Here is a 24,649-nt window from a genome sequence, read left to right as displayed (position 1 = left end):
GCACAGAGTATTGCGTTGAATTAAACACAGTGCAACTGGTTGTTTCCAGCCACCGACCGAATATCCGGTAGACCAGACATCCACAAAAAAGCCCCCGTCAGCCACAAGGCTGACGGGGGCTTTTCAGTTGAGGCGCAGGCTACATCTCCACCTGCGTGCCGAGCTCAATCACCCGGTTCAGCGGCAAATTAAAGAACCGCAGATTGCCATTGGCATTCTTCAACATGAACGCAAACAGCGCCTCACGCCAACGCGCCATGCCCTCGAGTTTCGAGGCGATCACCGTCTCGCGACTGAGGAAGTAAGTGGTACGCATCGGGCTGAAGTCGAGGTCTTCGAGGTGGCACAGTTTCAACGCCTGCGGCACGTCCGGCTCGTCGGTGAAACCAAAGTGCAGGATCACCCGGAAGAAGCCCTCCCCGTGCGCTTCGACTTCGAAGCGACGGGATGGCGGCACACGCGGGATGTCTTCGTAGACCACCGTCAGCAACACCACTTGCTCATGCAGCACCTGATTATGCAGCAGGTTGTGCAACAGCGCGTGCGGCACGGCATCGGAGCGGGCAGTGAGGAACACCGCCGTGCCCTGTACGCGATGCGGGGGTTGTACGCGGATGCTGCTGATGAAGATCGGCAGCGGCAGCGCGCCTTCGTCGAGGCGTTCGACCAGCAGTTGTTTGCCGCGCTTCCAGGTGGTCATCAGCACGAACAGGGCGATACCGGCGATCACCGGGAAGGCGCCGCCCTGAACGATCTTCGGCACGTTGGCGGCGAAGTACAGGCCGTCCACCAGCAGGAAGCCAAGCAGCACCGGTACCGCAAGAATCGGTGGCCATTTCCACAGCAGCAGCATGACCGCCGACACCAGAATGGTGGTCATCAGCATGGTGCCGGTCACCGCCACGCCATAAGCCGAGGCCAGTGCGCCAGAGGATTCGAAGCCGATCACCAGCAGCACCACGCCGACCATCAGCGCCCAGTTCACCGCGCCGATGTAGATCTGGCCCTGCTCGTCGCTGGAGGTGTGCTGGATGTACATGCGCGGGATGTAGCCGAGCTGGATCGCCTGACGGGTCAGGGAGAATGCGCCGGAAATCACCGCTTGCGAGGCGATCACCGTGGCCAGTGTCGACAGGCCGACCAGCGGAATCAGCGCCCAGCTCGGTGCCAGCAGATAGAACGGGTTGCGCGCGGCGTCAGGATTTTCCAGCAGCAACGCACCCTGGCCAAAGTAATTCAGCACCAGCGCCGGCAGCACCAGCAAGAACCAGGCGCGAGCGATCGGCTTGCGGCCAAAGTGGCCCATGTCGGCGTACAGCGCTTCGGCGCCGGTCAGCGCCAGCACCACGGCGCCGAGAATCGCCACGCCCATGCCCGGATGCACGATGAAGAAATTCACCGCCCACATCGGATTGATCGCGTGCAGCACTTCCGGGGTATGGCTGATGCCATACACGCCGAGGGCGCCGAGGACGACAAACCAGGTGACCATGATCGGCCCGAACAGGATGCCGATCCGCGCGGTACCGTGGCGCTGGATCAGAAACAACGCGACCAGCACGACCAGGGACAGCGGCACCACCCAGTGATCAATGCCGTCGAACGCCAGGCCGAGGCCTTCGATCGCTGATAACACCGAGATAGCCGGAGTGATCATGCTGTCGCCGTAGAACAGCGCCGCGCCGATCAGCCCGCAGACTACCAGCAGCGTGCGCAGGCGCTTGCGCCCCGCCGCTGCCCGCCGTGCCAGTGCGGTGAGGGCCATGATGCCGCCCTCGCCCTGGTTGTCGGCGCGCAGCACGAACATCATGTACTTGATCGAGACCACCCAGATCAGCGACCAGAAAATCAACGACAGAATGCCGAGTACGCCGTCGTGATTGACCGGCACACCGTATCCGCCGGAAAACACTTCCTTGAGGGTGTACAACGGGCTCGTGCCGATGTCGCCATAAACCACCCCGACCGCCGCGACCAGCATGCTCAGCGGTCTGCTCGCCGAACCCTCGGCGCCCGCCGCATGACTACTTGCCTGACCCATCCAACACTCCTGATCTCGATACCGGCTTCTTTGAAGGAAGCACTATGCTTTGAGTTGCAGCATGCGCTGTTTTACCTGTTGTTACAGACCAATGATTGACTGCACGAAATCGGTAAAGCTCAACGGCGCGAAGCATAGCGCAGCACTCGTCGTATTTCCCCGTATAAAGCTGGTCAAGTGCGTTGCCCGCCGCTAGAATTGCGCACTTTTTGATCAGAGGCGCGCCCTAAGCGCCCATCCGTCGGCTTGCGCACCAAGCAAGCGACGTCACAAAACACCGAGGTTAGACATGTCCACCACTCCTGCGCCGGCCAATCCAAAGGTTGGCTTTGTATCTCTGGGTTGCCCGAAAGCACTGGTCGACTCCGAGCGCATCCTGACCCAGCTGCGCATGGAAGGCTATGACGTGGTGTCCACCTATCAGGACGCCGACGTCGTGGTGGTCAACACCTGCGGTTTCATCGATTCGGCCAAGGCCGAGTCGCTGGAAGTGATCGGCGAAGCGATCAAGGAAAACGGCAAGGTCATCGTTACCGGCTGCATGGGCGTGGAAGAAGGCAACATCCGCGACGTACACCCGAGCGTGCTGGCCGTGACCGGCCCGCAGCAGTACGAGCAAGTGGTCAACGCCGTGCACGAAGTGGTGCCGCCGCGTCAGGATCACAACCCGCTGATCGACCTGGTGCCGCCGCAAGGCATCAAACTGACCCCGCGCCACTACGCGTACCTGAAGATTTCCGAAGGCTGCAACCACAGCTGCTCGTTCTGCATCATCCCGTCGATGCGCGGCAAACTGGTCAGCCGTCCGGTCGGTGATGTGCTCGACGAGGCGCAGCGCCTGGTCAAATCCGGCGTCAAAGAGCTGCTGGTGATCTCGCAAGACACCAGCGCCTACGGCGTCGACGTGAAATACCGCACCGGCTTCTGGAACGGCGCGCCGGTGAAAACCCGCATGACCGAACTGTGCGAAGCGCTGAGCACGCTGGGCGTTTGGGTACGCTTGCACTACGTTTACCCGTACCCGCACGTCGACGAGCTGATCCCGCTGATGGCCGCCGGCAAGATCCTGCCGTACCTGGACATCCCGTTCCAGCACGCCAGCCCGAAAGTCCTGAAGTCGATGAAACGCCCGGCGTTCGAAGACAAGACCCTGGCGCGCATCAAGAACTGGCGCGAAATCTGCCCGGACCTGATCATCCGTTCGACCTTCATCGTCGGCTTCCCGGGCGAAACCGAAGAAGACTTCCAGTACTTGCTCAACTGGCTGACCGAAGCCCAGCTCGACCGCGTCGGCTGCTTCCAGTACTCGCCGGTCGATGGCGCTCCGGCCAACGATCTGGATCTGGAAGTGGTACCGGACGACGTCAAGCAGGATCGTTGGGAGCGCTTCATGGCGCACCAGCAGGCGATCAGCTCGGCACGTCTGCAGATGCGCATTGGTCGTGAGATCGAAGTGCTGGTGGACGAGGTGGACGAGCAAGGCGCGGTCGGCCGTTGCTTCTTCGACGCCCCGGAAATCGATGGCAACGTGTTTATCGACAACGGCAGCAATCTGAAGCCGGGCGACAAGGTCTGGTGCAAGGTGACTGACGCTGACGAATATGATCTGTGGGCTGAGCAGATCTGATCTGAAGATCAAAAGCCCCTCACCCCAGCCCTCTCCCAGAGGGAGAGGGAGCTGACCGTGTTGTTCTTTCTAGGTACATCGACCTGAGCTATCCGGTCGAACTCAGGTTTGAAAAGCACGAAGTTCAGCTCCCTTCCCCCTCGCCCTCTCTGGGGGAGAAGGGACTGATCGAGGTGCTCTTCAGAATGACGGCGACTTGAAATATCGAGTCGAACTCAGGCTTTGAACAGCACGAAGATCAGCTCCCTTCCCCCTCGCCCCCTCTGGGGGAGAGGGTTGGGGTGAGGGGGAGAGATCTTGCTGGCGACAGAAATAGCCAGCCAGACACCGCAACAAATCCAAAAAGCCCCGCTCTTTTCCGAGATACGGGGCTTTTTTGCGGCTATCGTTTAGCGGGGGACGGACTCCCTTGAACCGCACAAGAGGCACACGCACATGCGTCAGCATTCGGTCATCCACACACCGAAAATCAGCGATTACGAAGAACTGACCCGGGTCTGGGAGGCCTCGGTCCGTGCAACTCATCGGTTCCTGCCGGACAGCTATATCGAGCTGCTGCGCAATCTGGTGCTCACCCGCTATCTCGACGCGGTAATGCTGATCTGCACCAAGGACCGCCAGCAGCGCATCACCGGGTTTGCCGGTGTCGCGGCGGGCAAGATTGAAATGCTGTTCATCGATCCCGACCATCGTGGTCAGGGACTGGGCAAGCAATTGCTCCGCTATGCGATCGAACGGCTCAATGCCGATGAACTCGACGTCAACGAACAGAATCCGCAAGCCTTGGGCTTTTACGAGAAACAGGGCTTCGAGGTGATCGGCCGCTCCGAGGTCGATGGCATGGGCCAGCCGTATCCGCTACTGCATATGCGCTTGCGGCAGTCCCAACAGCGCGCGAACCATGCCTGACACAACCTGGAACCCTGTGGGAGCTGGCTTGCCAGCGATGCAGACGCCGCGGTGTACGAGAAATACCGAGTTGATACCATCGCAGGCAAGCCAGCTCCCACAGGGAATACCAACACCCTGCAAATGGAACCGGGCTTAACCGCTTCCACACAGGTACAATGCCCACCCCTTTTTTGTTACGGCCCCGTCATGACTGACCCGATCCGCCTCTCCAAACGCCTCATCGAACTGGTCGGTTGCTCCCGCCGGGAGGCCGAGCTGTTCATCGAGGGCGGCTGGGTCACCGTGGACGGCGAAGTCATCGATGAGCCGCAATTCAAGGTCGGCGAGCAAAAGGTCGAGCTCGACAAGGACGCCAAGGCCACCGCGCCGGAGCCGGTGACCATCCTGTTTAACGCGCCCGCCGGCATGGATGTCGACAGCGCCATGCAATCGCTCAGCGCCGAAACCCTCAGCGAAGAGCATCGCTACGGCAAGCGTCCGTTGCGCGGGCATTTCCTGCGCCTGACCGCCAGCGCCGACCTGCAGCCCAAGGCCAGCGGCCTGCTGGTGTTCACCCAGGACTGGAAAATCCTGCGCAAACTCACCGCCGACGCGGCGAAGATCGAGCAGGAATACATCGTCGAAGTCGAAGGTGAGATGGCTGCCCACGGCCTCAACCGCCTGCAACATGGCCTGACGCACAAGGGCAAGGAGCTGCCGCCGGTCAAGGCCAGCTGGCAGAACGAAAACCGCCTGCGCTTCGCCATGAAAAACCCGCAGCCGGGAATCATCGCGCAGTTCTGCGAAGCGGTCGGCCTGAAGGTCATCGGCATCCGCCGCATCCGCATCGGCGGCGTGTCGATCGGCAAGGTCCCGGTTGGCCAATGGCGCTACCTGTCCGGCAAAGAGAAGTTCTAGAACTTCCATTGCCGCCACACATTCCGGCAGCGCCCGCGAGCGCTGCCCACAACGCATCAGGAATACCGACATGGTTCATAACGACGTACTGCGCAGCGTGCGCTACATGCTCGACATCAGCGACAAGAAAGTTGTCGAGATCATCAAACTGGGCGGCATGGACGTCACGCTCGCCGATGTCATCACCTGGCTCGACAAGAAAGAAGAAGACGAAGAAGGCTTCGTACGCTGCCCGGACGAAGTCATCGCGCACTTCCTCGACGGCCTGGTGATCTTCAAACGCGGCAAGGACGAAAGCCGTCCGCCGCAGCCGATCGAAGTGCCGGTGACCAACAACATCATCCTGAAAAAACTGCGTGTGGCCTTCGAACTGAAAGAAGACGACATGCACGCGATCCTCAAGGCCGCCGAGTTTCCGGTATCCAAGCCTGAACTGAGCGCGCTGTTCCGCAAGGTCGGCCACACCAACTATCGGCCGTGTGGCGATCAGTTGCTGCGTAACTTCCTCAAGGGTCTGACCCTGCGCGTTCGCCCGGCCTGATGCCCTTCTGCGGTGGCGACTGATGGTCGCCACCGCAGCGCATGACCGTTCATTCCCTTCGAAAATAGTGGCTCCGTTTTTTGCGGCTGGCGACTAGGGTGTATTGACCCCTAGCCCTCAGGACTCGCCATGCATCCCTACTTTTCCCTGCAAGGCCGCACCGCTCTGGTGACCGGCGGCACCCGTGGTATCGGCAAAATGATCGCCAAGGCCTTTGTCGAGGCTGGCGCCCGAGTGTTCGTCTGCTCCCGCGACGCCGAAGCCTGTCATCAAACGGCGCAAGAACTCAGTGCCTTCGGCACTTGCCACGGCGTGGCGGCGAATCTGGCCACTGAAGAAGGCGTGCGGGAACTGGCCGCGCGCCTGGGCGAGCAGATCACTCATCTGGACATTCTGGTGAACAATGCCGGCACCACCTGGGGCGCGCCGCTGGAGAGTTATCCGGTCAAGGGCTGGGAAAAGGTCATGCAGCTCAACGTGACGTCGGTGTTCAGTTGCATCCAGCAGTTTCTGCCGTTGCTGCGCAAGGCTGGTTCGGCGGCGAATCCGGCGCGGATCATCAATATCGGTTCGGTGGCGGGGATTTCTTCGTTTGGCGAGCAGGCATATGCCTATGGGCCGAGCAAGGCCGCCCTGCATCAGTTATCGCGCATTCTGGCGCGAGAACTGGTGAGCCAGCACATCAACGTCAACGTGATTGCGCCGGGACGCTTTCCGAGCAAGATGACCCAGCATATTGGTAATGATGAGCAGGCATTGGCTGAGGATACTGCGCTGATTCCGATGAAGCGCTGGGGGCGTGAGGAAGAGATGGCGGCGCTGGCGATCAGCCTGGCGAGTACGGCGGGGGCTTATATGACCGGGAACATCATTCCTCTTGATGGTGGGTTCAGCCTCTGACATCGGCGGTGTGACTATCGCTGGCAAGCCAGCTCCCACAGGGTTCTTGGGTGTTTGAACAATCCAGGTTCACTCAAAAACCTGTGGGAGCTGGCTTGCCAGCGATGGCGTCCGCCCTGTCACCACCAGACTTGAAGCGAGCCGGGTTATCATGCCCGCCCTACCCGCTTCGATCCCAGACCATGACTTACAGCGTCTCCCCCATCGGCTTCGTGCGCTCCTGCTTCAAGGAGAAGTTCGCCATCCCCCGCCAGCCACAACTGGCCCCGGCCGCCCGTGGCGTGCTGGAACTGGTCGCGCCGTTCGACCAGGGTGACGCCGTGCAGGGGCTGGAGCAGGTCAGCCATGTGTGGCTGTTGTTTCTGTTCCATCAGGCCCTGGAAGACAAACCGCGACTGAAAGTGCGCCCGCCACGCCTGGGCGGCAACAAGTCGATGGGCGTGTTCGCCACCCGCGCCACGCACCGGCCGAACGGCATTGGCCAGTCGGTGGTGAAGCTGGACAGGGTCGAAGGTAATCGGCTGTTTATCTCCGGGATCGATCTGCTCGACGGCACGCCGGTGCTGGATATCAAACCGTATGTGCCGTATGCCGACATCATCCCTGGGGCAACCAATGACATCGCCAGCGCGGCGCCGCAGTTGATCGACGTCCAGTGGGTGGAGTCAGCCTTGAAACAAGCGCACACCCACGCTCAGCGGCTTGAAGAGCCATTGGTTGAGTTGATCGAGCAGTGCCTGGCGCAGGATCCGCGTCCGGCGTATCAGACACCGGCGCCGGAACGTGAATATGGTGCGCAGTTCTGGGATCTGGACGTGCGCTGGCATTACCCGACGCCCGAACAGATCCGCGTGCTGGAAGTCATCCCGGCCACAGCCTGAAACCACGCCCAGTGTAGGAGCTGCCGAAGGCTGCGATCTTTTGATCTTGATTTTAAAAAGCAAGATCAAAAGATCGCAGCCTTCGGCAGCTCCTTGGATCGTGGCAGGCATGAAGGAAATGCTTCGGGCATAAAAAAGCCCCCATTGCCTGCCAAGGCAATGGGGGCTTTTTGTGGCGCTTACTTCTCGACGAATGCACGCTCGATCAGGTAATCACCCGGCTCGCGCATCCGCGCCGAGATCTTCAGGCCGAAGCTGTCGAGCACTTCGCTGGTCTCGTCGAGCATGCTCGGGCTGCCGCAGATCATTGCGCGGTCGTCCTGCGGGTTGATCGGTGGCAGGCCGATGTCGCTGAACAGCTTGCCGCTGCGCATCAGGTCGGTCAGGCGGCCCTGATTCTCGAACGGCTCGCGGGTCACGGTCGGGTAGTAGATCAGCTTGTCACGCAGCGCCTCGCCGAAGAACTCGTTCTGCGGCAGGTGCTCGGTGATGAACTCGCGGTAGGCCACTTCGTTGACGTAACGCACACCGTGAACCAGGATCACTTTCTCAAAGCGCTCGTAGGTTTCCGGGTCCTGAATGACGCTCATGAACGGCGCCAGACCGGTGCCGGTGCTCAGCAGGTACAGGTGCTTGCCCGGGTTCAGGTCATCAAGAACCAGCGTGCCGGTAGGCTTCTTCGAGATGATGATCTCGTCGCCTTCCTTCAAGTGCTGCAGCTGGGAGGTCAGCGGACCGTCCTGCACTTTGATGCTGAAGAACTCGAGATGCTCTTCCCAGTTCGGGCTGGCGATCGAGTAAGCGCGCATAAGCGGGCGGCCGTTGGGCTGTTGCAGGCCGATCATCACGAACTGACCGTTCTCGAAGCGCAGGCCCGGATCGCGGGTGCACTTGAAGCTGAACAGAGTGTCGTTCCAGTGATGAACACTGAGGACACGCTCGTGGTTCATGTTGCTCATGTACGTTTGACTCCTGGAGATTGGTCTGCGCGGCTCAATGAGGCTCAACGTGCGCAATTGCATCGCATTCTAATAGCGACGACAATATCTGTTAACTGGATTATTAAGATAAGGGTTATCGGTTATATCGATATGCGATTTACTCTCCGTCAACTGCAAGTCTTCGTTGCCGTCGCCCAGCAGGAAAGCGTATCCCGTGCTGCGGGTCTGCTCAACCTCTCGCAATCGGCGGCCAGCACTTCGATCACCGAGCTCGAGCGCCAGTCCAGCTGCCAGCTGTTCGACCGCGCCGGCAAACGCCTGAGCCTCAACGCCCTCGGCAAACAGCTGTTGCCGCAAGCGGTGGCCCTGCTCGACCAGGCCAAGGAAATCGAAGACCTGCTTAATGGCAAATCCGGTTTCGGCTCGTTATCAGTGGGGGCGACGCTGACCATAGGCAACTATCTGGCCACCCTGCTGATCGGCAGCTTCATGCAGCGCCACCCGGAAAGTCAGGTCAAGCTGCACGTGCAGAACACTGCCAATATCGTGCAACAGGTCGCCCACTACGAAATTGATCTGGGTCTAATCGAAGGCGATTGCAGCCACCCGGACATCGAAGTGCAGAGTTGGGTCGAGGATGAGCTGGTGGTGTTTTGTGCGCCGCAACATCCGCTGGCCAAACGCGGCAGTGCGACAATGGAAGAGCTGACCCATGAGGCATGGATTCTGCGGGAACAGGGTTCCGGCACGCGGCTGACCTTCGACCAGGCCATGCGTCACCATCGCAGCGCGCTGAATATTCGTCTCGAGCTGGAACACACCGAAGCGATCAAACGTGCAGTGGAATCTGGCTTGGGGATTGGCTGCATTTCGCGGCTGGCGCTGCGCGATGCCTTCCGGCGCGGCAGTCTGGTGCCGGTGGAGACGCCGGATCTGGACCTGGCCCGGCAGTTCTATTTCATCTGGCACAAACAGAAGTACCAGACTTCAGCGATGCGCGAGTTTCTCGAGCTGTGCCGAGCATTCACCGCCGGGGTGCAGCGCAGCGACGAGATCGTTTTGCCGACGATTGCTTAAAGCAGAATCACTGCCCACACCAAAGCGATCATGCTCAGTGCGACAAATTGCGCGGCACTGCCCATGTCCTTGGCGTTTTTCGACAGCGGGTGCAATTCCAGCGAGATGCGGTCAATGGCCGCTTCCACCGCCGAATTCAGCAACTCGACAATCAGCGCCAGCAAACACACGGCAATCAACAGCGCCTGCTCGACCCGGCTGACATTGAGGAAGAATGTCAGCGGAATCAGCACCACGTTGAGCAGCACCAGTTGGCGGAATGCCGCTTCGCCAGTGAAGGCGGCGCGCAGGCCATCGAGCGAATAGCCGGACGCGTTGAGGATGCGTTTCAGGCCGGTCTGGCCCTTGAAAGGTGACATAAGAAAGAAACCAGCCAAAAAGGTGTGGGGAAGCTAGATCAACGAAAGTCAAAAAAGCGTGAAACCGCCAGCCATCACTGGCTCGGAATTGACTCAAGTTGTTGCAGCAGTAAAGCCGCTTGCGTGCGAGTGCGCACGTTCAATTTGCGAAAGATCGCCGTGACGTGGGCCTTGATGGTCGCTTCCGACACGCTCAGCTCATAAGCGATCTGCTTGTTCAGCAGACCTTCGCAGACCATGGTCAGCACGCGGAACTGTTGCGGCGTCAGGCTGGCGAGGCCATCACTGGCAGCTTTCGCCTCATCCGACACGCTGACTGCTTCGAACGCTTGCGGCGGCCAGAACACGTCGCCATCGAGCACCTTGCGCACCGCTTCCTGAATCACGCTCAGATCGCTGGATTTGGGAATGAAGCCACTGGCGCCGAACTCGCGGGATTTGACCATCACCGAAGCTTCTTCCTGGGCCGAGACCATCACCACCGGAATCTGCGGATACTGCCCGCGCAGCAGCACCAGCCCGGAAAAACCGTAGGCGCCGGGCATATTCAGATCCAGCAGGACCAGATCCCAGTCAGCCTTTTCAGTCAGGCGAGCTTCCAGTTCGGCAATGCTCGCCACCTCCACCAGTCGCACGTCCGGGCCAAGGCCCAGCGTCACCGCTTGGTGCAGGGCGCTGCGAAACAGGGGGTGATCATCGGCAATCAGGATGTCGTATGTGGCCATTTTTCAAATGATCCTGTTTTTGATGGCAGACGCGGTAGATTCCGGTCTGGCCAAAGCAACTCGAGACAACGCTTGGAAGCGATATCCACAGGGGCACGTTCGACGCCAATCAACAGCAAACACGGCGTCTCAAACCTTGGCCGCACCCTAATCGGCGCCAAGCATGCCCAGCGCAGCCGGGGTGGTCAAGCAAGATGGCCAGCGCTGTCGACAGTATGGGCCACTATGGGGCCAACTCCGGCTGCGGCTTTCGTATATAGGGCAGCAGCTCGGCATGGGCGGGCGTTGATTCATTCATGTCCAGTTGCTGCTTGGCACCGAGGTAATGCTGGCTGAACACATCGAAATAGGCGTCCAGCGCCGAAGCGGCATCGCTGTCACCGGCCAGCTCCAGGCACAACGCCGCAACTTCAGCGGTGCACAGGTGCTCGCTGCGGGTCGAACGGCGCAAGCGATAGCGCGAGAGTTTGTCGGGCAGCAGGCTGAGGATTGGCAAGCGGTCGAAATACGGACTCTTGCGAAAGATCTTGCGCGCCTCGGTCCAGGTCGCATCGAGCAAAATGAACAGCGGGCGCTTGCTGCTATCGACTGTCACCGTGTTGGTCACCCGCGACGGTTCGACATACTCACCCGGAAACACCAGGTACGGCTGCCATTGCGGATCGTTGAGCAGTGCAAGCATCTGCGGGTCGGGCTCGGTGCGTGACCAGATGAACGCATGGTTGTCGCGCACCACATCGGCAATCAGCCAACCGGTGTTGCTTGGCTTGAACACTTCCTTGCCGGTCATGATCAGGCACACGCCGGAGCGGGTGTCGACGCTTGGCCGCCACGCGCACAGGCAATGACTTATGATCACTCGGCAATCGCGGCAACGCTCGGAGCGAAAGCCGCGCGCCTGAATCGGCTTGATGCCTTCGTCCTCGCGCTGATCGCGCAGGCGGGCCACGGCGTTGGGGGCATGGTTCATCGCAGGCAACACCGGCAGACAGGGAAACTCGACACGAACGACACTCGGCAGGGCAATAAAGGCCGGCAGTTTACCAGAGCGACGGCCACAAGCCTGTACCGTCCAGACCGGCTCCCCTATAATTCGCCGCCACTGAACGCACCGCCCCGTGACGGGTCGAACCACCAGTCACCGAATCAGGAGAGTTTCATGCTGCGCCTTATCGTTCCCACCGCTGCCATTCTGCTGGCGTCGTCCTTTACCGCTCAGGCTGCGTCCCTGAGTGAGCAGAATCTGAACCGAGAGCTGCGCAACGTCGCCGCCCAAAGCAGCGTCGGCACGCCACGGGCGATCAATGAAGACATTCTTGATCAAGGCTACACCGTCGAAGGCACGCAGCTGATCAACCATCTGAGCGTGCAAAAGAGCCACGCCGACAAGATGCGCGCCGATCCCAAGGCTGTGTATTTCCAGTTGGGCGCGTCGGTGTGCAACAACCCGTCGTACCGCAAGCTGATGGCCAAGGGCGCGATCATGCGTTACGACTTCACCGAAGTGAAAACCAACAAAGCGATCGGCTCGGCCAGTTACCAGGAATCCGATTGCCCGAAAGCCGCGCCAGCGAAGAAGAAGTAATCAGCGCGAAGCCTTGGCGCGCCGCTGCTCATCCTCGGCGCGCAATTCCGCCACTAGCGCCTGCAGATAGCGCGAGCGACGCTCGCCGCCGGCCAATCGTCGGCAGCACTCTTCTTCGAGACTCAATTGATGCGTCTCGGCCGACTCCTGCAACATTCGATACAACTGCGTATCGATCTCCAGAACCACTCTGACCATGCATCCCGCCTCCTTGCCACCCACGAATCCTTGAATTGCTTTGCCTTGCGCAAACGCAAGGTTGTCTTGCGACGTCTGTATTTGAGTAAATCAGAGTGATGGCCCTTTGCGATACGTTCAGACGAGCGGCGGGGCTTTGGCGCAAATCAGTAAGCGGTTGCCAGACAAAACGTTACAGCGCACTGTTCAAGTCAGCGCGAATGCGTGCGAGGGTCTAGATTGAGAGTATTCCCGATCATTCGTTAACGGCAGAAATGGAACTGCCGGCCCTGCGTGTTTTTGCAGTGCGACCCGGACGCTGGTTGTCCGGGCTACCCGCCCTGTACAGAAGGAGACGTTGAATGCCTTATCAACCGAACGACCTCTTGAGCCGTCATTTTCAGGAAAGCGGCGACCTCATCAGCCAGGTCGAAGCCCAACTCAGTCATATTTCCACCAACAGCCCGAACATCCCCATCTACCGTGACATGATCCTGACCGTGCTGCGCATGGCTCAGGAAGACCACAACCGCTGGAACGCCAAGATCACCCTGCAAGCCCTGCGTGAGCTGGAACAAGCGTTCCGCGTGCTCGAACAATTCAAAGGCCGGCGCAAGGTTACCGTGTTCGGCTCGGCACGCACGCCAGTGGAACATCCGCTGTATGCAATGGCCCGCGAACTCGGCGCAGCGCTGACGCGTGCAGACATGATGGTCATCACCGGCGCCGGCGGCGGCATCATGGCCGCCGCCCACGAAGGAGCCGGGCGTGACCACAGTTTGGGTTTCAATATCACCCTGCCCTTCGAACAACATGCCAACCCTACTGTCGACGGCACCGACAATCTGTTGCCATTCCACTTTTTCTTCACCCGCAAACTGTTCTTCGTCAAAGAGGCCGATGCGCTGGTGCTGTGCCCGGGCGGGTTTGGCACCCTTGATGAAGCGCTGGAAGTGCTGACGCTGATTCAGACCGGCAAAAGCCCATTGGTGCCGGTGGTGTTGCTGGATGTTCCGGGCGGGACGTTCTGGCAAGGCGCGCTGGACTTCATCCGCAATCAGCTGGAAGAAAACCGCTACATCCTGCCGACCGATATGAAGCTGATGCGACTGGTCTACAGCGTTGAAGAAGCGGTGGAAGAGATCAATCAGTTCTACAGCAACTTCCACTCCAGCCGCTGGCTCAAGCGGCAATTTGTGATTCGCATGAACCACAAGCTCAGCGACCAGGCACTGGCGCGGATGCAGGAGGAGTTTGCTGATCTGTGCCTGAGCGACCAGTTCCACCAACATGCCTACAGCGGCGAAGAACACGACGATGCGCAGTTCAGCCATCTGGCACGGCTGGCCTTTGCCTTCAATGGCCGTACCCATGGTCGTCTGAGGGAGTTGGTGGACTTTATCAATCTGCCGGAAAACTGGGCCGATTCAAAACCGCCCACTGCACAACGCTCACTCGAGCCTTTCAACGTGATTTGAAGGCAAAAAAAAGGCCCGCTATTTTTTTAAAAAATAGCGGGCCTTTTTTGTTGAATCGGTCTAATCGTCCATCCCTCGACCGCTGAACAAGCGGTTGATCATCTCCATCGAGAACCCCCGATACGCCAGAAACCGGCCTTGCCTGGCCCGTTCTTTCGCATCAATCGGTAAATGTCCGGAGAACTTGCGTTGCCACGTATCCTGAAGCTGCGCCTGCCAATTGATACCACTTTCGCGCAGGGCGATTTCGATATCGGTACGTTGCAAACCCCGCTGGCTGAGCTCCTCGCGAATTCGCAGAGGGCCATAGCCGGAACGGGCGCGGTAGGAGACAAAACTTTCAAGGTAACGGGCTTCGGAAAGCAGACCCTCTTCCGTCAAACGGTCGAGGGCTGTTTCGATCAGCTCCGCCTCGGCGCCGCGCTGACGCAGCTTACGCGTCAACTCGACTCGACCATGCTCGCGACGTGCGAGCAGGTCCATGGCGGTTCGCCGCACCGCGACGAGGGTATCCAGTACGGCGGTGGTCATCGCTGGTATCAGAGATCAGCGTCGGCCAGGTCGTCTTCGGTCTCTTTGACCGCCGAGGCCTTGGAATCCGCGATCACCGCTGGCGACAGCAGCTTGTCACGCAGCTGCTTCTCGAGCTTCGCGGCGATTTCCGGGTTGTCCGCCAGGAACTTGGCCGAGTTGGCCTTGCCCTGACCGATCTTGGTGCCTTCGTAGGCGTACCAGGCGCCGGACTTCTCGACAAAACCGTGCAGCACACCCAGGTCGATCATCTCGCCGTTGAGGTAAATGCCTTTGCCGTAAAGAATCTGGAACTCGGCCTGACGGAACGGCGAAGCCACCTTGTTCTTCACAACCTTGACGCGGGTTTCGCTGCCGACCACTTCGTCGCCTTCCTTCACCGCGCCGGTACGGCGGATGTCGAGACGAACCGAGGCGTAGAACTTCAGCGCGTTACCACCGGTGGTGGTTTCCGGGCTGCCGAACATCACGCCGATTTTCATACGGATCTGGTTGATGAAAATGACCAGGCAGTTGGCGTTCTTGATGTTACCGGTGATTTTACGCAGCGCCTGAGACATCAGACGTGCTTGCAGGCCGACGTGCATGTCGCCCATTTCACCTTCGATTTCAGCCTTCGGCACCAGTGCGGCCACGGAGTCGACGATGATCACGTCAACGGCGTTGGAGCGCACCAGCATGTCGGTGATTTCCAGGGCCTGTTCGCCGGTGTCCGGCTGGGAAACCAGCAGGTCGTCAACGTTGACGCCCAGCTTGCCGGCGTACTCTGGATCGAGCGCGTGCTCGGCGTCGACGAATGCGCAGGTCGCGCCGGCTTTTTGCGCCTGGGCGATCACGGACAACGTCAGCGTGGTTTTACCGGAGGATTCAGGACCGTAGATTTCAACAATACGGCCTTTTGGCAGACCGCCGATGCCGAGTGCGATGTCCAGACCCAGAGAGCCAGTAGAGATGGCCGGGATCGCCTGACGGTCCTGATCGCCCATACGCATTACGGCACCCTTGCCGAATTGACGTTCGATCTGACCCAGGGCCGCAGCCAAGGCTTTCTTCTTGTTGTCGTCCATTAAAGTCCTCACGTAATCAATAAGGCCTGACGGCCAACACCTGTATAAGTAGCCAGTATTATTCCACAGCGTTCGAAGATCGCCTACCCCTGATTTTCGATTTCTCGTGCCGCTAGTCGCACAAGCCCCTCTAGCGCGGCCTTCACCGTTTGTCGGCGGACTTCATCACGACCGCCGGGGAAGTGCTGAACTTCAGTGTAAACCTCATCGCCCACACCCCAGGCCAGCCACACTGTGCCCACCGGTTTGTTCGGCGTGCCACCGTCCGGACCGGCGACACCGCTGACCGCCACGGCAAAATGCGCCAGGCTGTGATGCTGCGCACCGCGCACCATGGCCTCGACCACTTCACGACTGACCGCCCCTACCGTCTCGAACAAATCGCCTGGCACATCCAGCTGCCGGGTTTTCTGCCGATTGGAGTACGTCACGTACCCCGCTTCAAACCAGGCCGAACTGCCCGGAATCCGCGTAATCGCTTCGGCGATACCGCCACCGGTACAGGACTCGGCGGTAGTGACATGAGCATTGAGCACTTGCAGACGTCGGCCCAGTTCTGCGGCCAGTTGAGTGGTCTCTTTCACGGCGAGCTCCGAATCGTGTGGAATGCCTTCACCGTACACGAGCCGGCCATGCTTTCAATACACAAGATCATTCAAGATGTTCGGGCGCCAGCGCTCTGACATAGGCCTGACAGGCCTGCAACGCAATCAATCCACGGTCGCCGGTGTCGGTGATGGCGATAATTCGTTGAGCATGCGCCGGGTCAAGTCGGGCGCGTACGGTTGCAGGATCCACGCCGCCGGTGCCGGCGGCGGCTGGCACCGCACAGCCGTGGGCAACGTCGCCGGCATCGAGAAGGACTGACAGCCGCACATCGGCAGTAGCAAGGCGATCGCGCAAGCGATCCTGATCACGTTGGGCATCGCTCAGCGCTCGATAATGGGTTTGCTCACTGGCCGCGAGCCGCTGCTCCAGTGCCAGGCGTCTATCCTGCTCGGCCTGTTGCGCGGTGGCGGCGGTCTGCGTCAGTTGATTGAGGGTTTCGGCGTTTAACCGCGCCTGCTCGGCCAATTGCCGCCCGTAGCGCCAGTCCTGAAACTGCCATGCCGCTGCAAACGCCCCGGTCACCAGCAGCAACAGACCCATCACGCGCCAGGAGCCGGACATAGCACCGCCCTCGCCCGTGCCCAGATCTCGAGTCGATCCTGCAAGCCATTCAACCCGCCGTTGATCCGGCGGGTGATGGTGTTGAACTGGTCCGCGTCGGCCAGTTCGTTCAAGCCCTTCTGCGCCCAGAACCACGCCGCCGATTCGGCCGCCCATTGCGGTTGCTCGAGCAATTCGGGCAATGCCAACAGACGCTCATCGCCAAACAAGCCGAGACTGCACTGACGATAATTTGCCCGGCCGGTGATCTGAATCAGTCCACGCCCGCGATACTTTTGCCCGTCGCCATCCGCCTCGGGCGTATTGCCCAGACGCAGCGCCAGGGTGCCGGTGTCGTATTTGCTCAGGTACTGGTTGTTGCCCAGTTCGCGCACGTAACGCAATTGGCCCGACTCGTGACCGACCTGTGCCAGAAAAGCCGCGATACGTTTTGGCGTATCGATGCGATGCCTGGCCATCGCGGTGTTGAGTGGCGAAACAAAAACGCCCGCTTGGGAGCGGGCGTTGGGCATGATGTCGATAAGGTGTTTTTCAGTTAATTGCATGATGCTTGATCCTCCCTGGATGTTGCCCCGATTGAATCACGGCTGGCGGCTGATGCTTGCCAGCCATTTATTTGCCAGAGTTTTCAGGGTGCCGGTTGCACCAGTTTCAGCGAGTACCCCATCCGCCGGTAGCACCTGCCCGCCCGAGAGCTGCCACTGCTGGAACTCTAGCCAGTCGCGATTGTTGGAGTCCTGTGGAATAAATGCACAGTCAGCCAGGCGCAACACGCCGCAAGCGCTTAGTTGATAAGCCATGAGTGTCGCTCCTAGATTTCAGCGTCCGCTGTCCATTCCAGTTGTAAAGTCTGCCCCGGTGCGCTGCCGACTGGCGTGACAGTGGCAAAAGAAATACTACGATCCGTTACGCCTTGAAGTAGCGTGCCGGTGCAAGCTTTGCTGATCGTTTGATTCCAGACCTGATTACTGCTGTCTGCCGGGCTATAGGCAGTGACAGTCGGTTGAACCCTTTTCTGAACCAGAAAGCCGATCGTCATCCCGTATTGGCCGATATTTCCTGCCGGGACCTGAGTAAACGTCGAGATACACGTATTGGTGCCATTATTGGCTTTGACCGGCAACCCGGAAGCAAATGACTTTTCGTAATAGCGCTGACATAACGCCAGCTCCTGCGCTAAGGGACGAAGCTCAAAGGGAGTGGACACAGGCCCCTCCTCCAATTGGATCTGTGTCAGATCGACCGTTTGCAGAACGTTGAGAGGCAGATCGAACGCCAATGTCAGACAGTCGCCGCTGCCTTGCATTTTCCCCGCAATGGCGGGCACCTGAAACGTTGCGGTGTAGCGCGTCCACACTGTGTTCAGTTGAAACGTATCAATCAGTTTCCCAACGGCTGCCGATCCACCTACTCCGAATTGCTGCGCAATCGTTATTTGCAAAGGCCGCACGGCATCGGATCGAGCCCAAAACGTCAGCGTTGCCGTTTTTCCGGCGAGCGTTCTGACCGACTCTATATTCTGGGAGATTTTGTGAACGGTAGCTCCCGCCCCTGCGGACGTTTGCTGCCAGCGCAGGAAACAGGCCGGTTCATCAGAGACCTCGCCTTGCCCGAGCGCAAAATTTTGCCGCGTGATGCTCACTCCGGCGTTTCCGTTCCAGTCACAACGGAAACGATCAGCCACGTACCCGCCGACATTTGGCGCCTGATTGCTCGCACCACGCTGCCAGATTCTGAAATCGCCATTGATCAACAGATTCTTGCGATAGACCTGCACCGGAAACGCTTGCAGCGGATCAGGTCTGGACAACTCTCGAATGGCTTGAGCCAATTGATGGGTCTGATTTTCATCAGGTGTCAGGCCAGCGGCCGTGATTGCATTGAGTATTTCCTCGGTAACACTGTTCCCCCAACTCGCCGGGATCAGTGACCCCGGCGTCCCTGCAATCGGGTCTTCGTCGACAAACCTGCCGTTTTCCAGACCTGAGCCCGGAATGCTTTTCGGATAATCCATATCACGTCCCTAATGATTTAAAGCGCAGCAGGCAGCCAGCTCGGTGCCACCGGCCTATGCGCGCTGGACGGGAAGAATGAGCCTTGCGGCCACTCGCGCAACGCCCGTCGATAAGTTTGCAGTTCGGCATATTGTTCAGTGGTCAATGTTGTGCCGCCGCCGTCCTCCAGTTCATCACGGTCGCGTGCGACCAGGCCGTCAGTGGCGGCAAGCTGGGCGTTGCGCCAGGTGCGCTCGAAGCCTGCGGCCGCCTCTGCCGAAGGAGGCGGTGGATCGACCAGGACCGGATAACCGCTTTCAGCATGCACGCCAATAACTTTCGCGGTGACCGACAGTTGCTGCAGCAGCGAGATCCAATAGGCTTGGGGAATTTCGATGACATCGTCAGGAATGTCCGACGAATTGATACCCGGTACATACACGCCTCGCGTACCGGCGCTGAAAAGCACGTTGGTAGTATTCATTCAATAACCCTTGGCAAAATAAAACACGGTCCAGCCAGCGCCAGGCTGGTTGACCGCGTTGCGCACTTTCAAGCGAACGCCTTGCTTGGTGGCGGTGCCTCCGACAACAATCACGATGGCCGCTTCGCCACCGGCATGGTTGGCGACACATGAGAAAAAACCATTCGGGAAGGAAACCGGGAAATTGACCCACATTTCACCGTTGGCATCCGTAATGCCGGTCCCCCATTGATCTATGTTCCCACTGGCGTGCTTCTGATACCCGGGGTTAGCCGTCAACCCTGAAAACAGTGCGGCATATTTGAGACTCGCGGTGCCGTGGACTGCCCAGACTCCGTTTTCCCTGACGACGGTGGCGCTCTCACCACTGTTCATGACAATCGAGGTCAGTTCAGCTCCTTGCGGGCTTATTTTCGCAATGCCTGTACAGGCAATAGTGACCGGGGCGTTGCTACGGCAATGCAGCGTGAACGTTGCGCCATTGGGAACTGACTTGATGTCTGGCAAAGACACGGTATAGGCCGAGTTTCCGCCCAGGCCGATCGCCCATCCCACATCCGCAAGAGAAAGTTGCGCCGTGGCTGCGATGTCACGAGACCCTGCGTGATTGCCCAGTGCACGCTGCACGAACTCGGCCGTAGCCACTGAACGGCTGAAATCGAATTGCGCCGGGGTTTTGAAGAGCTGCGAGCTACGTAGCGCGTCGAGCATTTGTGTATTTGAAGTCTCGGTCGGTGTCATTCCAGCAGCCCGCACAACGCCGAGAATTTCCTGCGTCACGCCGTTGCCCCATCTCGCGGGAATCAACGAGCCGGGTGTGCCCGCGAGCGCGTCCTCATCAACAAACATGCCATTGACCAAGCCTGCGCTTGGCACACTGATTGGATAATCCATTGTCTTTTTCCTTAACGATGACTTCGATCCTTGCGGTCGCGCGGGGCGCCACAGGCCAAATGATGTACAAACTAAACAAGCCCATATCGCGTGGCGTCGGTGACGTAGAAGTGGACCTTGTTGCCTAGCTGGATATACCGTTGATCAGGGCACGAATCCCGATCAACGCATCGTCTGCGGCGCCACGCGCCAAATCGACCTTGCCCTTGCCCGCCTGTGCGCGAATCTGCGCCTTGGCCTTCAGGCGCAAAGTGCGCAGAGTGAGCAAATGGTCAGTCAACTGCTCCGCCTTACTCAGAATCTGCTCGGCGGCCTGTTTGGCGCTGCGGCCTTTGACAACCCACGCGGCGACCGACAGCGGCACTTCTTTTTTTGGGTAACCGGCGTCCTGATAAGCCTGCGCGTCGGCGGCGGCCTGGGCGTATTCCATGGCTTTGAGCGGGTCGCCGGCCAGCACCGAGCGGACGTTATCAGCAGCGGCGTCGATCATGCCGCAGAGGCGTTCGGCTTCCAGCAGTTCCAGTTCGGCGACCCTGCCCGTATTGAGCTGCCATGCTTCAGCGACCCACTCATGGGCAGGAGAAGGCTGTGCAGCACGCAAACCGTCCTCGAACTGATGCATTTCTTGAATGATGATCATCGGATCAACTCCCAGAAAAGATTGATATTCACCGCTGCTGTAAAGTTGATCGCAATACCGTTGGAGTAGTCGCTTGGAAGGATATTTTTGATACCCATGCTCAACAGCAATTCGTCACTTGTTCCGTTATCAGCACCGAAGGCGTGTTCGGCTTGATAGGTCTGCCACAGGGAACGCAAAATGCTGTGGTCGAAGCTGGCGGTCAATGTCGAAACGGTTGTGTCATTCACCTCGTTGTTGGTAATAACCCGCACCGTCTCACCCGCATTGGCCCAGCCGTCCCAGTTGCTCGACGTGGCAACCTTCGGGTTGAGAAAACAGTAGTTGGCGCCCAGCCATCCGGGTGTAGCGAAATTCACAGCTGTGACTTGTGTCGGATGCGGCGTCGCGTTGCCCACCACCAGACGAGCGGCACGAGCATGCGGGTCAAGTGGCAGGTACACCACGCCATTACCGCTGATTGTTTGCGTCCACGACAAGCGACTGCGGTTATAAATCGGCCGGACAATTGGTACCGAGCCGGGACCAGCCGTCACCACCCATGCCAGACAAAGATCCAGCGTCGTCGACTGGAAACCGCCTCCCGCCGTTCCATTGATCGTGCCCTTCAAACCCTCCGGTGTAGCGTCATAAATCGTGCCGCGCTGCATGTAGAAGGTCAGTAGGCCCGCAACCACTTGCGCACGCAGAAAGTAACCAGAGTTGGGCAAAAGATCGGCACTGCTCCAGGCTTGTGTCGTAAACGTGCGCGGACGACCCAACTGACCTGCCAGCACTTCTTGGCCCAGGCTGATCAGTACGCCGGGCAGAATAGATAACCGCCCGCCACTGGTAGCAAACGCGGTCAGTGTGATTGGCAATCGCCCGTCCGCCGTAGCGACGGTGGCGGTTGGCAAGGCGCCAATCGGCAACGCCGAATCCAAATTCCAGCCCTTGGCCGAAACGCTCTGAATCGCCTGCAACAACTGATCGTATTTCTTCTCGTCCGGCGTCAGGTCCGCCGCCTTGATCACGTTAAGAATTTCCTGGGTAACTCCGTTACCCCAATCCGCCGGAATCAACGATCCCGGCGTCCCCGTCATAGGGTTCTCATCAACAAACTTCCCATTCACCAAGCCGGCACTGGGCACACTCTTCGGATAATCCATCCCTCATCCCTCCCTAGTCATAATTGATGTGCACCTTGGTATGCGCCGGCGCGCTGCGGTGGATCAGGCATTCCAGCGCCGAGCCTGGGTTGACGCCGAAGCGCTCGCCCCAGTAGCTCGCGCCGTAACGGCGGCCGAGCAGCAGGCGGCCGCCGGTGTTGAGCGTCCACATGAACTGCGCTTCCCAGGTGCCCCAATGCGCCGAACCAAACCGGGCGCGGCCCATGCGTGGGGCTTCGTGTTCGGTGATGCTGGCGTTGGGGTAACCCTGGCTTTTGGCGATGTCGAGGTAGTAACCGACCGCCTGGCTGCCGACCGCGAGCAAGCGGCGGCGGACGGCGAGGCGGCGGTCGTCGAACAACGGCGTGGCGCCCAGGCACGGGTCGGGCAGGTTCATCACCCGCTCCCAGTCCGGCACCAGTTCGCTGACGCCGGCCGGGTCCATCTCGTTGAGCAGGTCGGCGGCGCGGGCGTCGAGGCGGGCCAGTTCGACGGCGACGCCTTGCAGCACTTCCTCAAGCTCGGGCACCCGCTCCGGATCCCATGCCGGGCCACTGGGCAGCAAGGCGCGCAACTGCGCCTGGTATTGCGCGGCGGTTCTTATGCCCCCCATACGCAGCCTCCGAAGGTGAGCAGTTCGCTCTGCCCGGCCGGCACGTCAGCGGCCGGAGCAGTGAGCGTGTGATCGTATTCGCCGCCGGCGCTGCTGATCGCTTCGCGGATATGGCTGATCAGCAGCGGCACACCGAGATCGGCCTCGCGGTTGTGCAGATCGCGCAACTGCGCTTCAACGGCGGCGCGCACGGCGGTGGTGTCCGGATTGACGCTCTTGAAGCGATACACTACCGGCACCTGAACCGGTCGCTGCACGTGCACTTCCGCGGTCACCGGACGCAGCGGTTCGATGTACTCCTGAACCTCCGCCAACTGCTCATCGTTCGGCACCGGTTGCGGGTCTTCATCACGCATGATGAACACCGTCACCGTGCCCGGCCCGAGCAGGCCGCCCCGGCACCACGCCCGCGTCACACCCGGCACTTCCAGCGCCCAGGTTTCGTAGTCGCTGGCCGCGCCACCGTGGGGAATCACGCGGTAGGAACGGATGACCCGCGAGCGCAGCGATTCGAGGCTTTCCCGCGCCACACCGCCGCTGAGGCCCGGCGCCAGCACCACGAAGCTGTTGCCGACAATCCCGGCAATCGGCTGCACCTGGGTCAGCGTCAAACCCGCATCAGCGTTGCCCAGACTGCCGGCCTCCAGCGCCGCAATCGTGGTGCTGTTGCTGCCATTGACCGTGGTGCGCGCCGTGGTGACTTTGTAGGTGCGGCCATCGTTCGCTTGCAGCAGAGTGTCGACGTCGAGCACGGCGCCGGGAGTGGCGGTAAAACTGACGCTGCCGGTAGCCACCTGCGCGGCTTTGCGCGGCTGATTCAGGCGCAGCGCGGCGATGCGTTCCAGGGTTGACTCATCGGCTTTGTCGGGCAGGATCTGCTCGGCAATCCAGTCGAGATAACCGTACAAGCCATAAGCGGCGCCGCCGAGGGTGCGGGCGAGCACTTGCGCATCGGACTGGCGCAGCGAATCGCCAGCCAGGTCGCTTTGGGTGCGCTTGATCAGCACCGGCAGCGAAGGGGTTTCAAACGGCATAGATCACCTGCCAACTGTTATCGGGGTTGATGTCCAGACGTTCGCCGTCGGCCAGCGTGAGGACCGTGCGCAGGTTCAGGCGCTGGGCATCGAGGCGTTCGCTGATGATGTCGATGGCGCTGCAGTGGCCGTCGTCGAGCAGCCATTGCAGGGCTTCGCGGGCATAGAACTCGGCGTCCATCTGCGTCTGCCGGGTCAGCTTGACCCGGCGCAGCAGCCACAGCCGCGAGCCGATGCGATCGTCGGCAACCGTGGGAAAACTGTCGCCCCACCAGCCGAAGCGTTCTTCGTCATCGAGGGCGTCGTCATCAGCGGCGCGACGCCAGGTGAACAGACTGATGAGCACGGCGCGGGTCAGTGCGGCGTGGAGGTTCTGGCTGATGAACATCACTGGCCTCCTGCCGGCGCGCCGGTCTGACCGTTGCCGGCCTGCACGCCTACATGCACGTGTTTGGTCTGGCTGATGCCGCCAGCCAGTTGATCACCGGTGGAAACGATCTTGCCGGTCTGGTTTATCACCGGCGTGTCGAAGTTCACCGCGCTGCTGGCGCGGATGTTCAGCGTGGCGGTTTCGATGTCGATGATCCGCCCGCGCTTGAAATGAATTTTGTCGCCCTCGTCGGTGTAGATCGCCACTTCACCGGCAGCGAGCGCTTGCAGGCGATAGCGACGGTCGGCGATGACCAGGGCGATGGCGTGGGAACGGTCGCCGCCGATGAAGGTGACGACCCCTTCAGCGCCAGCCAACGGATGGCTGGTGAAACCGTAGGGTTCGAAGTGTTCGAGGTCGTCGTTGACTTCACCGGCGGTGAGGCGCATTTGCAGCGATTGCAGCTTGGTTGCCGAATTGGCGAGCACGACAGTGCCGCGCGCCAGCAGGCGTGTCAGTAGGCTCATGGGTTTCCTTAGACTTTGTCGACACAAACCCTGTGG

General features: G+C 59.9%; 30 protein-coding genes. 9 read left to right on the top strand and 21 right to left on the bottom strand.

Annotation, left to right across the window (positions count from 1 at the left end; translation table 11 throughout):
- Positions 1–139: 139 nt before the first annotated feature.
- A complete protein-coding gene (locus CKW30_RS08375; RefSeq protein ID WP_371857548.1) occupies positions 140–1,981 on the bottom strand; it encodes a potassium transporter Kup in 1,842 nt (613 codons plus the stop codon).
- A gap of 349 nt (positions 1,982–2,330) precedes the next feature.
- Here CKW30_RS08375 and rimO point away from each other — a divergent pair, with 349 nt between their 5' ends.
- The 6 genes from rimO (at position 2,331) to tsaA (ending at position 7,799) form a co-directional block, all read left to right on the top strand.
- Positions 2,331–3,668: a 30S ribosomal protein S12 methylthiotransferase RimO gene (gene rimO, locus CKW30_RS08370; protein ID WP_024011887.1), complete on the top strand. Its 1,338-nt coding sequence runs from the start codon at positions 2,331–2,333 to the stop codon at positions 3,666–3,668.
- Between the two features lie 435 nt (positions 3,669–4,103).
- Positions 4,104–4,577, top strand: a complete 474-nt coding sequence (locus tag CKW30_RS08365) for a GNAT family N-acetyltransferase (protein WP_095180524.1) — start codon at positions 4,104–4,106, stop codon at positions 4,575–4,577.
- Positions 4,578–4,766: 189 nt separating this feature from the next.
- On the top strand, positions 4,767–5,477 hold the full coding sequence (locus tag CKW30_RS08360; RefSeq protein WP_095180523.1) for an rRNA pseudouridine synthase: 711 nt from the start codon (positions 4,767–4,769) through the stop codon (positions 5,475–5,477).
- Between the two features lie 70 nt (positions 5,478–5,547).
- Positions 5,548–6,018 (top strand): DUF1456 family protein, encoded by a 471-nt coding sequence (locus tag CKW30_RS08355; protein ID WP_056783315.1) that lies wholly within the window; start codon positions 5,548–5,550, stop codon positions 6,016–6,018.
- Between the two features lie 129 nt (positions 6,019–6,147).
- Positions 6,148–6,918, top strand: a complete 771-nt coding sequence (locus tag CKW30_RS08350) for an SDR family oxidoreductase (protein ID WP_056783313.1) — start codon at positions 6,148–6,150, stop codon at positions 6,916–6,918.
- 182 nt (positions 6,919–7,100) lie between these two features.
- Positions 7,101–7,799 (top strand): tRNA (N6-threonylcarbamoyladenosine(37)-N6)-methyltransferase TrmO, encoded by a 699-nt coding sequence (tsaA, locus tag CKW30_RS08345; protein ID WP_095180522.1) that lies wholly within the window; start codon positions 7,101–7,103, stop codon positions 7,797–7,799.
- 179 nt (positions 7,800–7,978) lie between these two features.
- Here tsaA and fpr read toward each other — a convergent pair whose 3' ends face one another.
- Positions 7,979–8,758, bottom strand: a complete 780-nt coding sequence (gene fpr / locus CKW30_RS08340) for a ferredoxin-NADP reductase (RefSeq protein ID WP_007908723.1) — start codon at positions 8,756–8,758, stop codon at positions 7,979–7,981.
- A 132-nt stretch (positions 8,759–8,890) separates the two neighbouring features.
- On the opposite strand from fpr, the gene CKW30_RS08335 reads away from it, so the two are divergent.
- Entirely contained in the window at positions 8,891–9,817 is a 927-nt protein-coding gene (locus CKW30_RS08335; RefSeq protein WP_024011881.1) for a LysR family transcriptional regulator, read from the top strand.
- Here CKW30_RS08335 and CKW30_RS08330 read toward each other — a convergent pair.
- The 3 genes from CKW30_RS08330 to CKW30_RS08320 form a co-directional block, all read right to left on the bottom strand.
- Positions 9,814–10,176: a diacylglycerol kinase gene (locus tag CKW30_RS08330; protein ID WP_003222276.1), complete on the bottom strand. Its 363-nt coding sequence runs from the start codon at positions 10,174–10,176 to the stop codon at positions 9,814–9,816. The genes CKW30_RS08335 and CKW30_RS08330 overlap by 4 nt on opposite strands.
- Before the next feature lie 74 nt (positions 10,177–10,250).
- Entirely contained in the window at positions 10,251–10,901 is a 651-nt protein-coding gene (gene erdR, locus CKW30_RS08325) for a response regulator transcription factor ErdR (RefSeq protein WP_016771412.1), read from the bottom strand.
- Between the two features lie 223 nt (positions 10,902–11,124).
- Complete coding sequence (locus CKW30_RS08320) at positions 11,125–11,871, bottom strand: tRNA-uridine aminocarboxypropyltransferase (RefSeq protein ID WP_095180521.1); 747 nt, start codon at positions 11,869–11,871, stop codon at positions 11,125–11,127.
- A gap of 189 nt (positions 11,872–12,060) precedes the next feature.
- Here CKW30_RS08320 and CKW30_RS08315 point away from each other — a divergent pair, with 189 nt between their 5' ends.
- Positions 12,061–12,486 (top strand): PA3611 family quorum-sensing-regulated virulence factor, encoded by a 426-nt coding sequence (locus CKW30_RS08315; protein WP_007908738.1) that lies wholly within the window; start codon positions 12,061–12,063, stop codon positions 12,484–12,486.
- Here CKW30_RS08315 and CKW30_RS08310 read toward each other — a convergent pair whose 3' ends face one another.
- Positions 12,487–12,684, bottom strand: coding sequence for a hypothetical protein (locus CKW30_RS08310; protein WP_016770569.1), 198 nt, complete (start codon positions 12,682–12,684; stop codon positions 12,487–12,489). It lies immediately after the preceding gene.
- Between the two features lie 341 nt (positions 12,685–13,025).
- Here CKW30_RS08310 and CKW30_RS08305 point away from each other — a divergent pair, with 341 nt between their 5' ends.
- On the top strand, positions 13,026–14,141 hold the full coding sequence (locus CKW30_RS08305) for a TIGR00730 family Rossman fold protein (protein ID WP_095180520.1): 1,116 nt from the start codon (positions 13,026–13,028) through the stop codon (positions 14,139–14,141).
- 60 nt (positions 14,142–14,201) lie between these two features.
- On the opposite strand, the gene recX is transcribed toward CKW30_RS08305, so the two are convergent.
- The 15 genes from recX to CKW30_RS08230 form a co-directional block, all read right to left on the bottom strand.
- Positions 14,202–14,672, bottom strand: a complete 471-nt coding sequence (recX, locus tag CKW30_RS08300; RefSeq protein ID WP_041478085.1) for a recombination regulator RecX — start codon at positions 14,670–14,672, stop codon at positions 14,202–14,204.
- Positions 14,673–14,680: 8 nt separating this feature from the next.
- Positions 14,681–15,739 (bottom strand): recombinase RecA, encoded by a 1,059-nt coding sequence (gene recA, locus CKW30_RS08295; protein ID WP_024011876.1) that lies wholly within the window; start codon positions 15,737–15,739, stop codon positions 14,681–14,683.
- 83 nt (positions 15,740–15,822) lie between these two features.
- On the bottom strand, positions 15,823–16,323 hold the full coding sequence (locus CKW30_RS08290) for a CinA family protein (protein WP_041478216.1): 501 nt from the start codon (positions 16,321–16,323) through the stop codon (positions 15,823–15,825).
- A 67-nt stretch (positions 16,324–16,390) separates the two neighbouring features.
- Entirely contained in the window at positions 16,391–16,909 is a 519-nt protein-coding gene (locus CKW30_RS08285) for a lysis system i-spanin subunit Rz (RefSeq protein ID WP_095180519.1), read from the bottom strand.
- Positions 16,888–17,454 (bottom strand): glycoside hydrolase family 19 protein, encoded by a 567-nt coding sequence (locus CKW30_RS08280; protein WP_095180518.1) that lies wholly within the window; start codon positions 17,452–17,454, stop codon positions 16,888–16,890. Before CKW30_RS08280 ends, CKW30_RS08285 begins: the two co-directional genes overlap by 22 nt.
- A 36-nt stretch (positions 17,455–17,490) precedes the next feature.
- Positions 17,491–17,709 carry a hypothetical protein gene (locus CKW30_RS08275; RefSeq protein ID WP_095180517.1) on the bottom strand — a complete coding sequence of 73 codons (219 nt, stop codon included), beginning with the start codon at positions 17,707–17,709 and terminating at the stop codon, positions 17,491–17,493.
- Positions 17,710–17,720: 11 nt separating this feature from the next.
- On the bottom strand, positions 17,721–18,923 hold the full coding sequence (locus tag CKW30_RS08270) for a carbohydrate-binding protein CenC (protein WP_095180516.1): 1,203 nt from the start codon (positions 18,921–18,923) through the stop codon (positions 17,721–17,723).
- A 17-nt stretch (positions 18,924–18,940) separates the two neighbouring features.
- The gene (locus CKW30_RS08265; RefSeq protein WP_095180515.1) at positions 18,941–19,387 is read right to left on the bottom strand and encodes a phage tail assembly chaperone; all 447 of its coding nucleotides are present in this window, start codon (positions 19,385–19,387) and stop codon (positions 18,941–18,943) included.
- Positions 19,388–20,281, bottom strand: coding sequence for a phage tail protein (locus tag CKW30_RS08260; RefSeq protein WP_095180514.1), 894 nt, complete (start codon positions 20,279–20,281; stop codon positions 19,388–19,390).
- Positions 20,282–20,405: 124 nt separating this feature from the next.
- Positions 20,406–20,921, bottom strand: coding sequence for a phage tail protein (locus CKW30_RS08255; RefSeq protein WP_095180513.1), 516 nt, complete (start codon positions 20,919–20,921; stop codon positions 20,406–20,408).
- Positions 20,918–22,069, bottom strand: a complete 1,152-nt coding sequence (locus CKW30_RS08250; protein WP_095180512.1) for a phage tail protein — start codon at positions 22,067–22,069, stop codon at positions 20,918–20,920. Before CKW30_RS08250 ends, CKW30_RS08255 begins: the two co-directional genes overlap by 4 nt.
- A gap of 13 nt (positions 22,070–22,082) precedes the next feature.
- Positions 22,083–22,682 carry a YmfQ family protein gene (locus tag CKW30_RS08245; RefSeq protein WP_041478090.1) on the bottom strand — a complete coding sequence of 200 codons (600 nt, stop codon included), beginning with the start codon at positions 22,680–22,682 and terminating at the stop codon, positions 22,083–22,085.
- Positions 22,670–23,716, bottom strand: coding sequence for a baseplate J/gp47 family protein (locus CKW30_RS08240; protein WP_056783281.1), 1,047 nt, complete (start codon positions 23,714–23,716; stop codon positions 22,670–22,672). The genes CKW30_RS08245 and CKW30_RS08240 overlap by 13 nt, the downstream gene beginning before the upstream one ends.
- Positions 23,706–24,104 carry a phage GP46 family protein gene (locus CKW30_RS08235; protein WP_016771422.1) on the bottom strand — a complete coding sequence of 133 codons (399 nt, stop codon included), beginning with the start codon at positions 24,102–24,104 and terminating at the stop codon, positions 23,706–23,708. Before CKW30_RS08235 ends, CKW30_RS08240 begins: the two co-directional genes overlap by 11 nt.
- Positions 24,104–24,613, bottom strand: a complete 510-nt coding sequence (locus tag CKW30_RS08230; RefSeq protein ID WP_095180511.1) for a phage baseplate assembly protein V — start codon at positions 24,611–24,613, stop codon at positions 24,104–24,106. Before CKW30_RS08230 ends, CKW30_RS08235 begins: the two co-directional genes overlap by 1 nt.
- Between the last annotated feature and the right edge of the window lie 36 nt (positions 24,614–24,649).

The organism is Pseudomonas sp. Irchel 3F6 (assembly GCF_900187595.1).
Taxonomy (GTDB): Bacteria; Pseudomonadota; Gammaproteobacteria; order Pseudomonadales; family Pseudomonadaceae; genus Aquipseudomonas; species Aquipseudomonas siliginis.
Note: the sequence above shows the minus strand (reverse complement) of the source record. Positions and strands in the feature narration are given on the sequence as shown.

Coding starts and splice junctions, on each gene's coding strand:
- CKW30_RS08235 (WP_016771422.1), bottom strand. CDS start 24,104: ATGTTCATCAGCCAGAACCTCCACGCCGCACTGACCCGCGCCGTGCTC.
- CKW30_RS08255 (WP_095180513.1), bottom strand. CDS start 20,921: ATGATCATCATTCAAGAAATGCATCAGTTCGAGGACGGTTTGCGTGCT.
- fpr (WP_007908723.1), bottom strand. CDS start 8,758: ATGAGCAACATGAACCACGAGCGTGTCCTCAGTGTTCATCACTGGAAC.
- rimO (WP_024011887.1), top strand. CDS start 2,331: ATGTCCACCACTCCTGCGCCGGCCAATCCAAAGGTTGGCTTTGTATCT.
- CKW30_RS08310 (WP_016770569.1), bottom strand. CDS start 12,684: ATGGTCAGAGTGGTTCTGGAGATCGATACGCAGTTGTATCGAATGTTG.
- CKW30_RS08355 (WP_056783315.1), top strand. CDS start 5,548: ATGGTTCATAACGACGTACTGCGCAGCGTGCGCTACATGCTCGACATC.
- CKW30_RS08280 (WP_095180518.1), bottom strand. CDS start 17,454: ATGCAATTAACTGAAAAACACCTTATCGACATCATGCCCAACGCCCGC.
- recA (WP_024011876.1), bottom strand. CDS start 15,739: ATGGACGACAACAAGAAGAAAGCCTTGGCTGCGGCCCTGGGTCAGATC.
- tsaA (WP_095180522.1), top strand. CDS start 7,101: ATGACTTACAGCGTCTCCCCCATCGGCTTCGTGCGCTCCTGCTTCAAG.
- CKW30_RS08335 (WP_024011881.1), top strand. CDS start 8,891: ATGCGATTTACTCTCCGTCAACTGCAAGTCTTCGTTGCCGTCGCCCAG.
- CKW30_RS08315 (WP_007908738.1), top strand. CDS start 12,061: ATGCTGCGCCTTATCGTTCCCACCGCTGCCATTCTGCTGGCGTCGTCC.
- CKW30_RS08270 (WP_095180516.1), bottom strand. CDS start 18,923: ATGGATTATCCGAAAAGCATTCCGGGCTCAGGTCTGGAAAACGGCAGG.
- CKW30_RS08260 (WP_095180514.1), bottom strand. CDS start 20,281: ATGGATTATCCAATCAGTGTGCCAAGCGCAGGCTTGGTCAATGGCATG.
- recX (WP_041478085.1), bottom strand. CDS start 14,672: ATGACCACCGCCGTACTGGATACCCTCGTCGCGGTGCGGCGAACCGCC.
- CKW30_RS08360 (WP_095180523.1), top strand. CDS start 4,767: ATGACTGACCCGATCCGCCTCTCCAAACGCCTCATCGAACTGGTCGGT.
- CKW30_RS08365 (WP_095180524.1), top strand. CDS start 4,104: ATGCGTCAGCATTCGGTCATCCACACACCGAAAATCAGCGATTACGAA.
- CKW30_RS08240 (WP_056783281.1), bottom strand. CDS start 23,716: ATGCCGTTTGAAACCCCTTCGCTGCCGGTGCTGATCAAGCGCACCCAA.
- CKW30_RS08265 (WP_095180515.1), bottom strand. CDS start 19,387: ATGAATACTACCAACGTGCTTTTCAGCGCCGGTACGCGAGGCGTGTAT.
- CKW30_RS08250 (WP_095180512.1), bottom strand. CDS start 22,069: ATGGATTATCCGAAGAGTGTGCCCAGTGCCGGCTTGGTGAATGGGAAG.
- CKW30_RS08320 (WP_095180521.1), bottom strand. CDS start 11,871: ATGAACCATGCCCCCAACGCCGTGGCCCGCCTGCGCGATCAGCGCGAG.
- CKW30_RS08285 (WP_095180519.1), bottom strand. CDS start 16,909: ATGTCCGGCTCCTGGCGCGTGATGGGTCTGTTGCTGCTGGTGACCGGG.
- CKW30_RS08230 (WP_095180511.1), bottom strand. CDS start 24,613: ATGAGCCTACTGACACGCCTGCTGGCGCGCGGCACTGTCGTGCTCGCC.
- CKW30_RS08330 (WP_003222276.1), bottom strand. CDS start 10,176: ATGTCACCTTTCAAGGGCCAGACCGGCCTGAAACGCATCCTCAACGCG.
- CKW30_RS08245 (WP_041478090.1), bottom strand. CDS start 22,682: ATGGGGGGCATAAGAACCGCCGCGCAATACCAGGCGCAGTTGCGCGCC.
- CKW30_RS08275 (WP_095180517.1), bottom strand. CDS start 17,709: ATGGCTTATCAACTAAGCGCTTGCGGCGTGTTGCGCCTGGCTGACTGT.
- erdR (WP_016771412.1), bottom strand. CDS start 10,901: ATGGCCACATACGACATCCTGATTGCCGATGATCACCCCCTGTTTCGC.
- CKW30_RS08305 (WP_095180520.1), top strand. CDS start 13,026: ATGCCTTATCAACCGAACGACCTCTTGAGCCGTCATTTTCAGGAAAGC.
- CKW30_RS08375 (WP_371857548.1), bottom strand. CDS start 1,981: ATGCTGGTCGCGGCGGTCGGGGTGGTTTATGGCGACATCGGCACGAGC.
- CKW30_RS08350 (WP_056783313.1), top strand. CDS start 6,148: ATGCATCCCTACTTTTCCCTGCAAGGCCGCACCGCTCTGGTGACCGGC.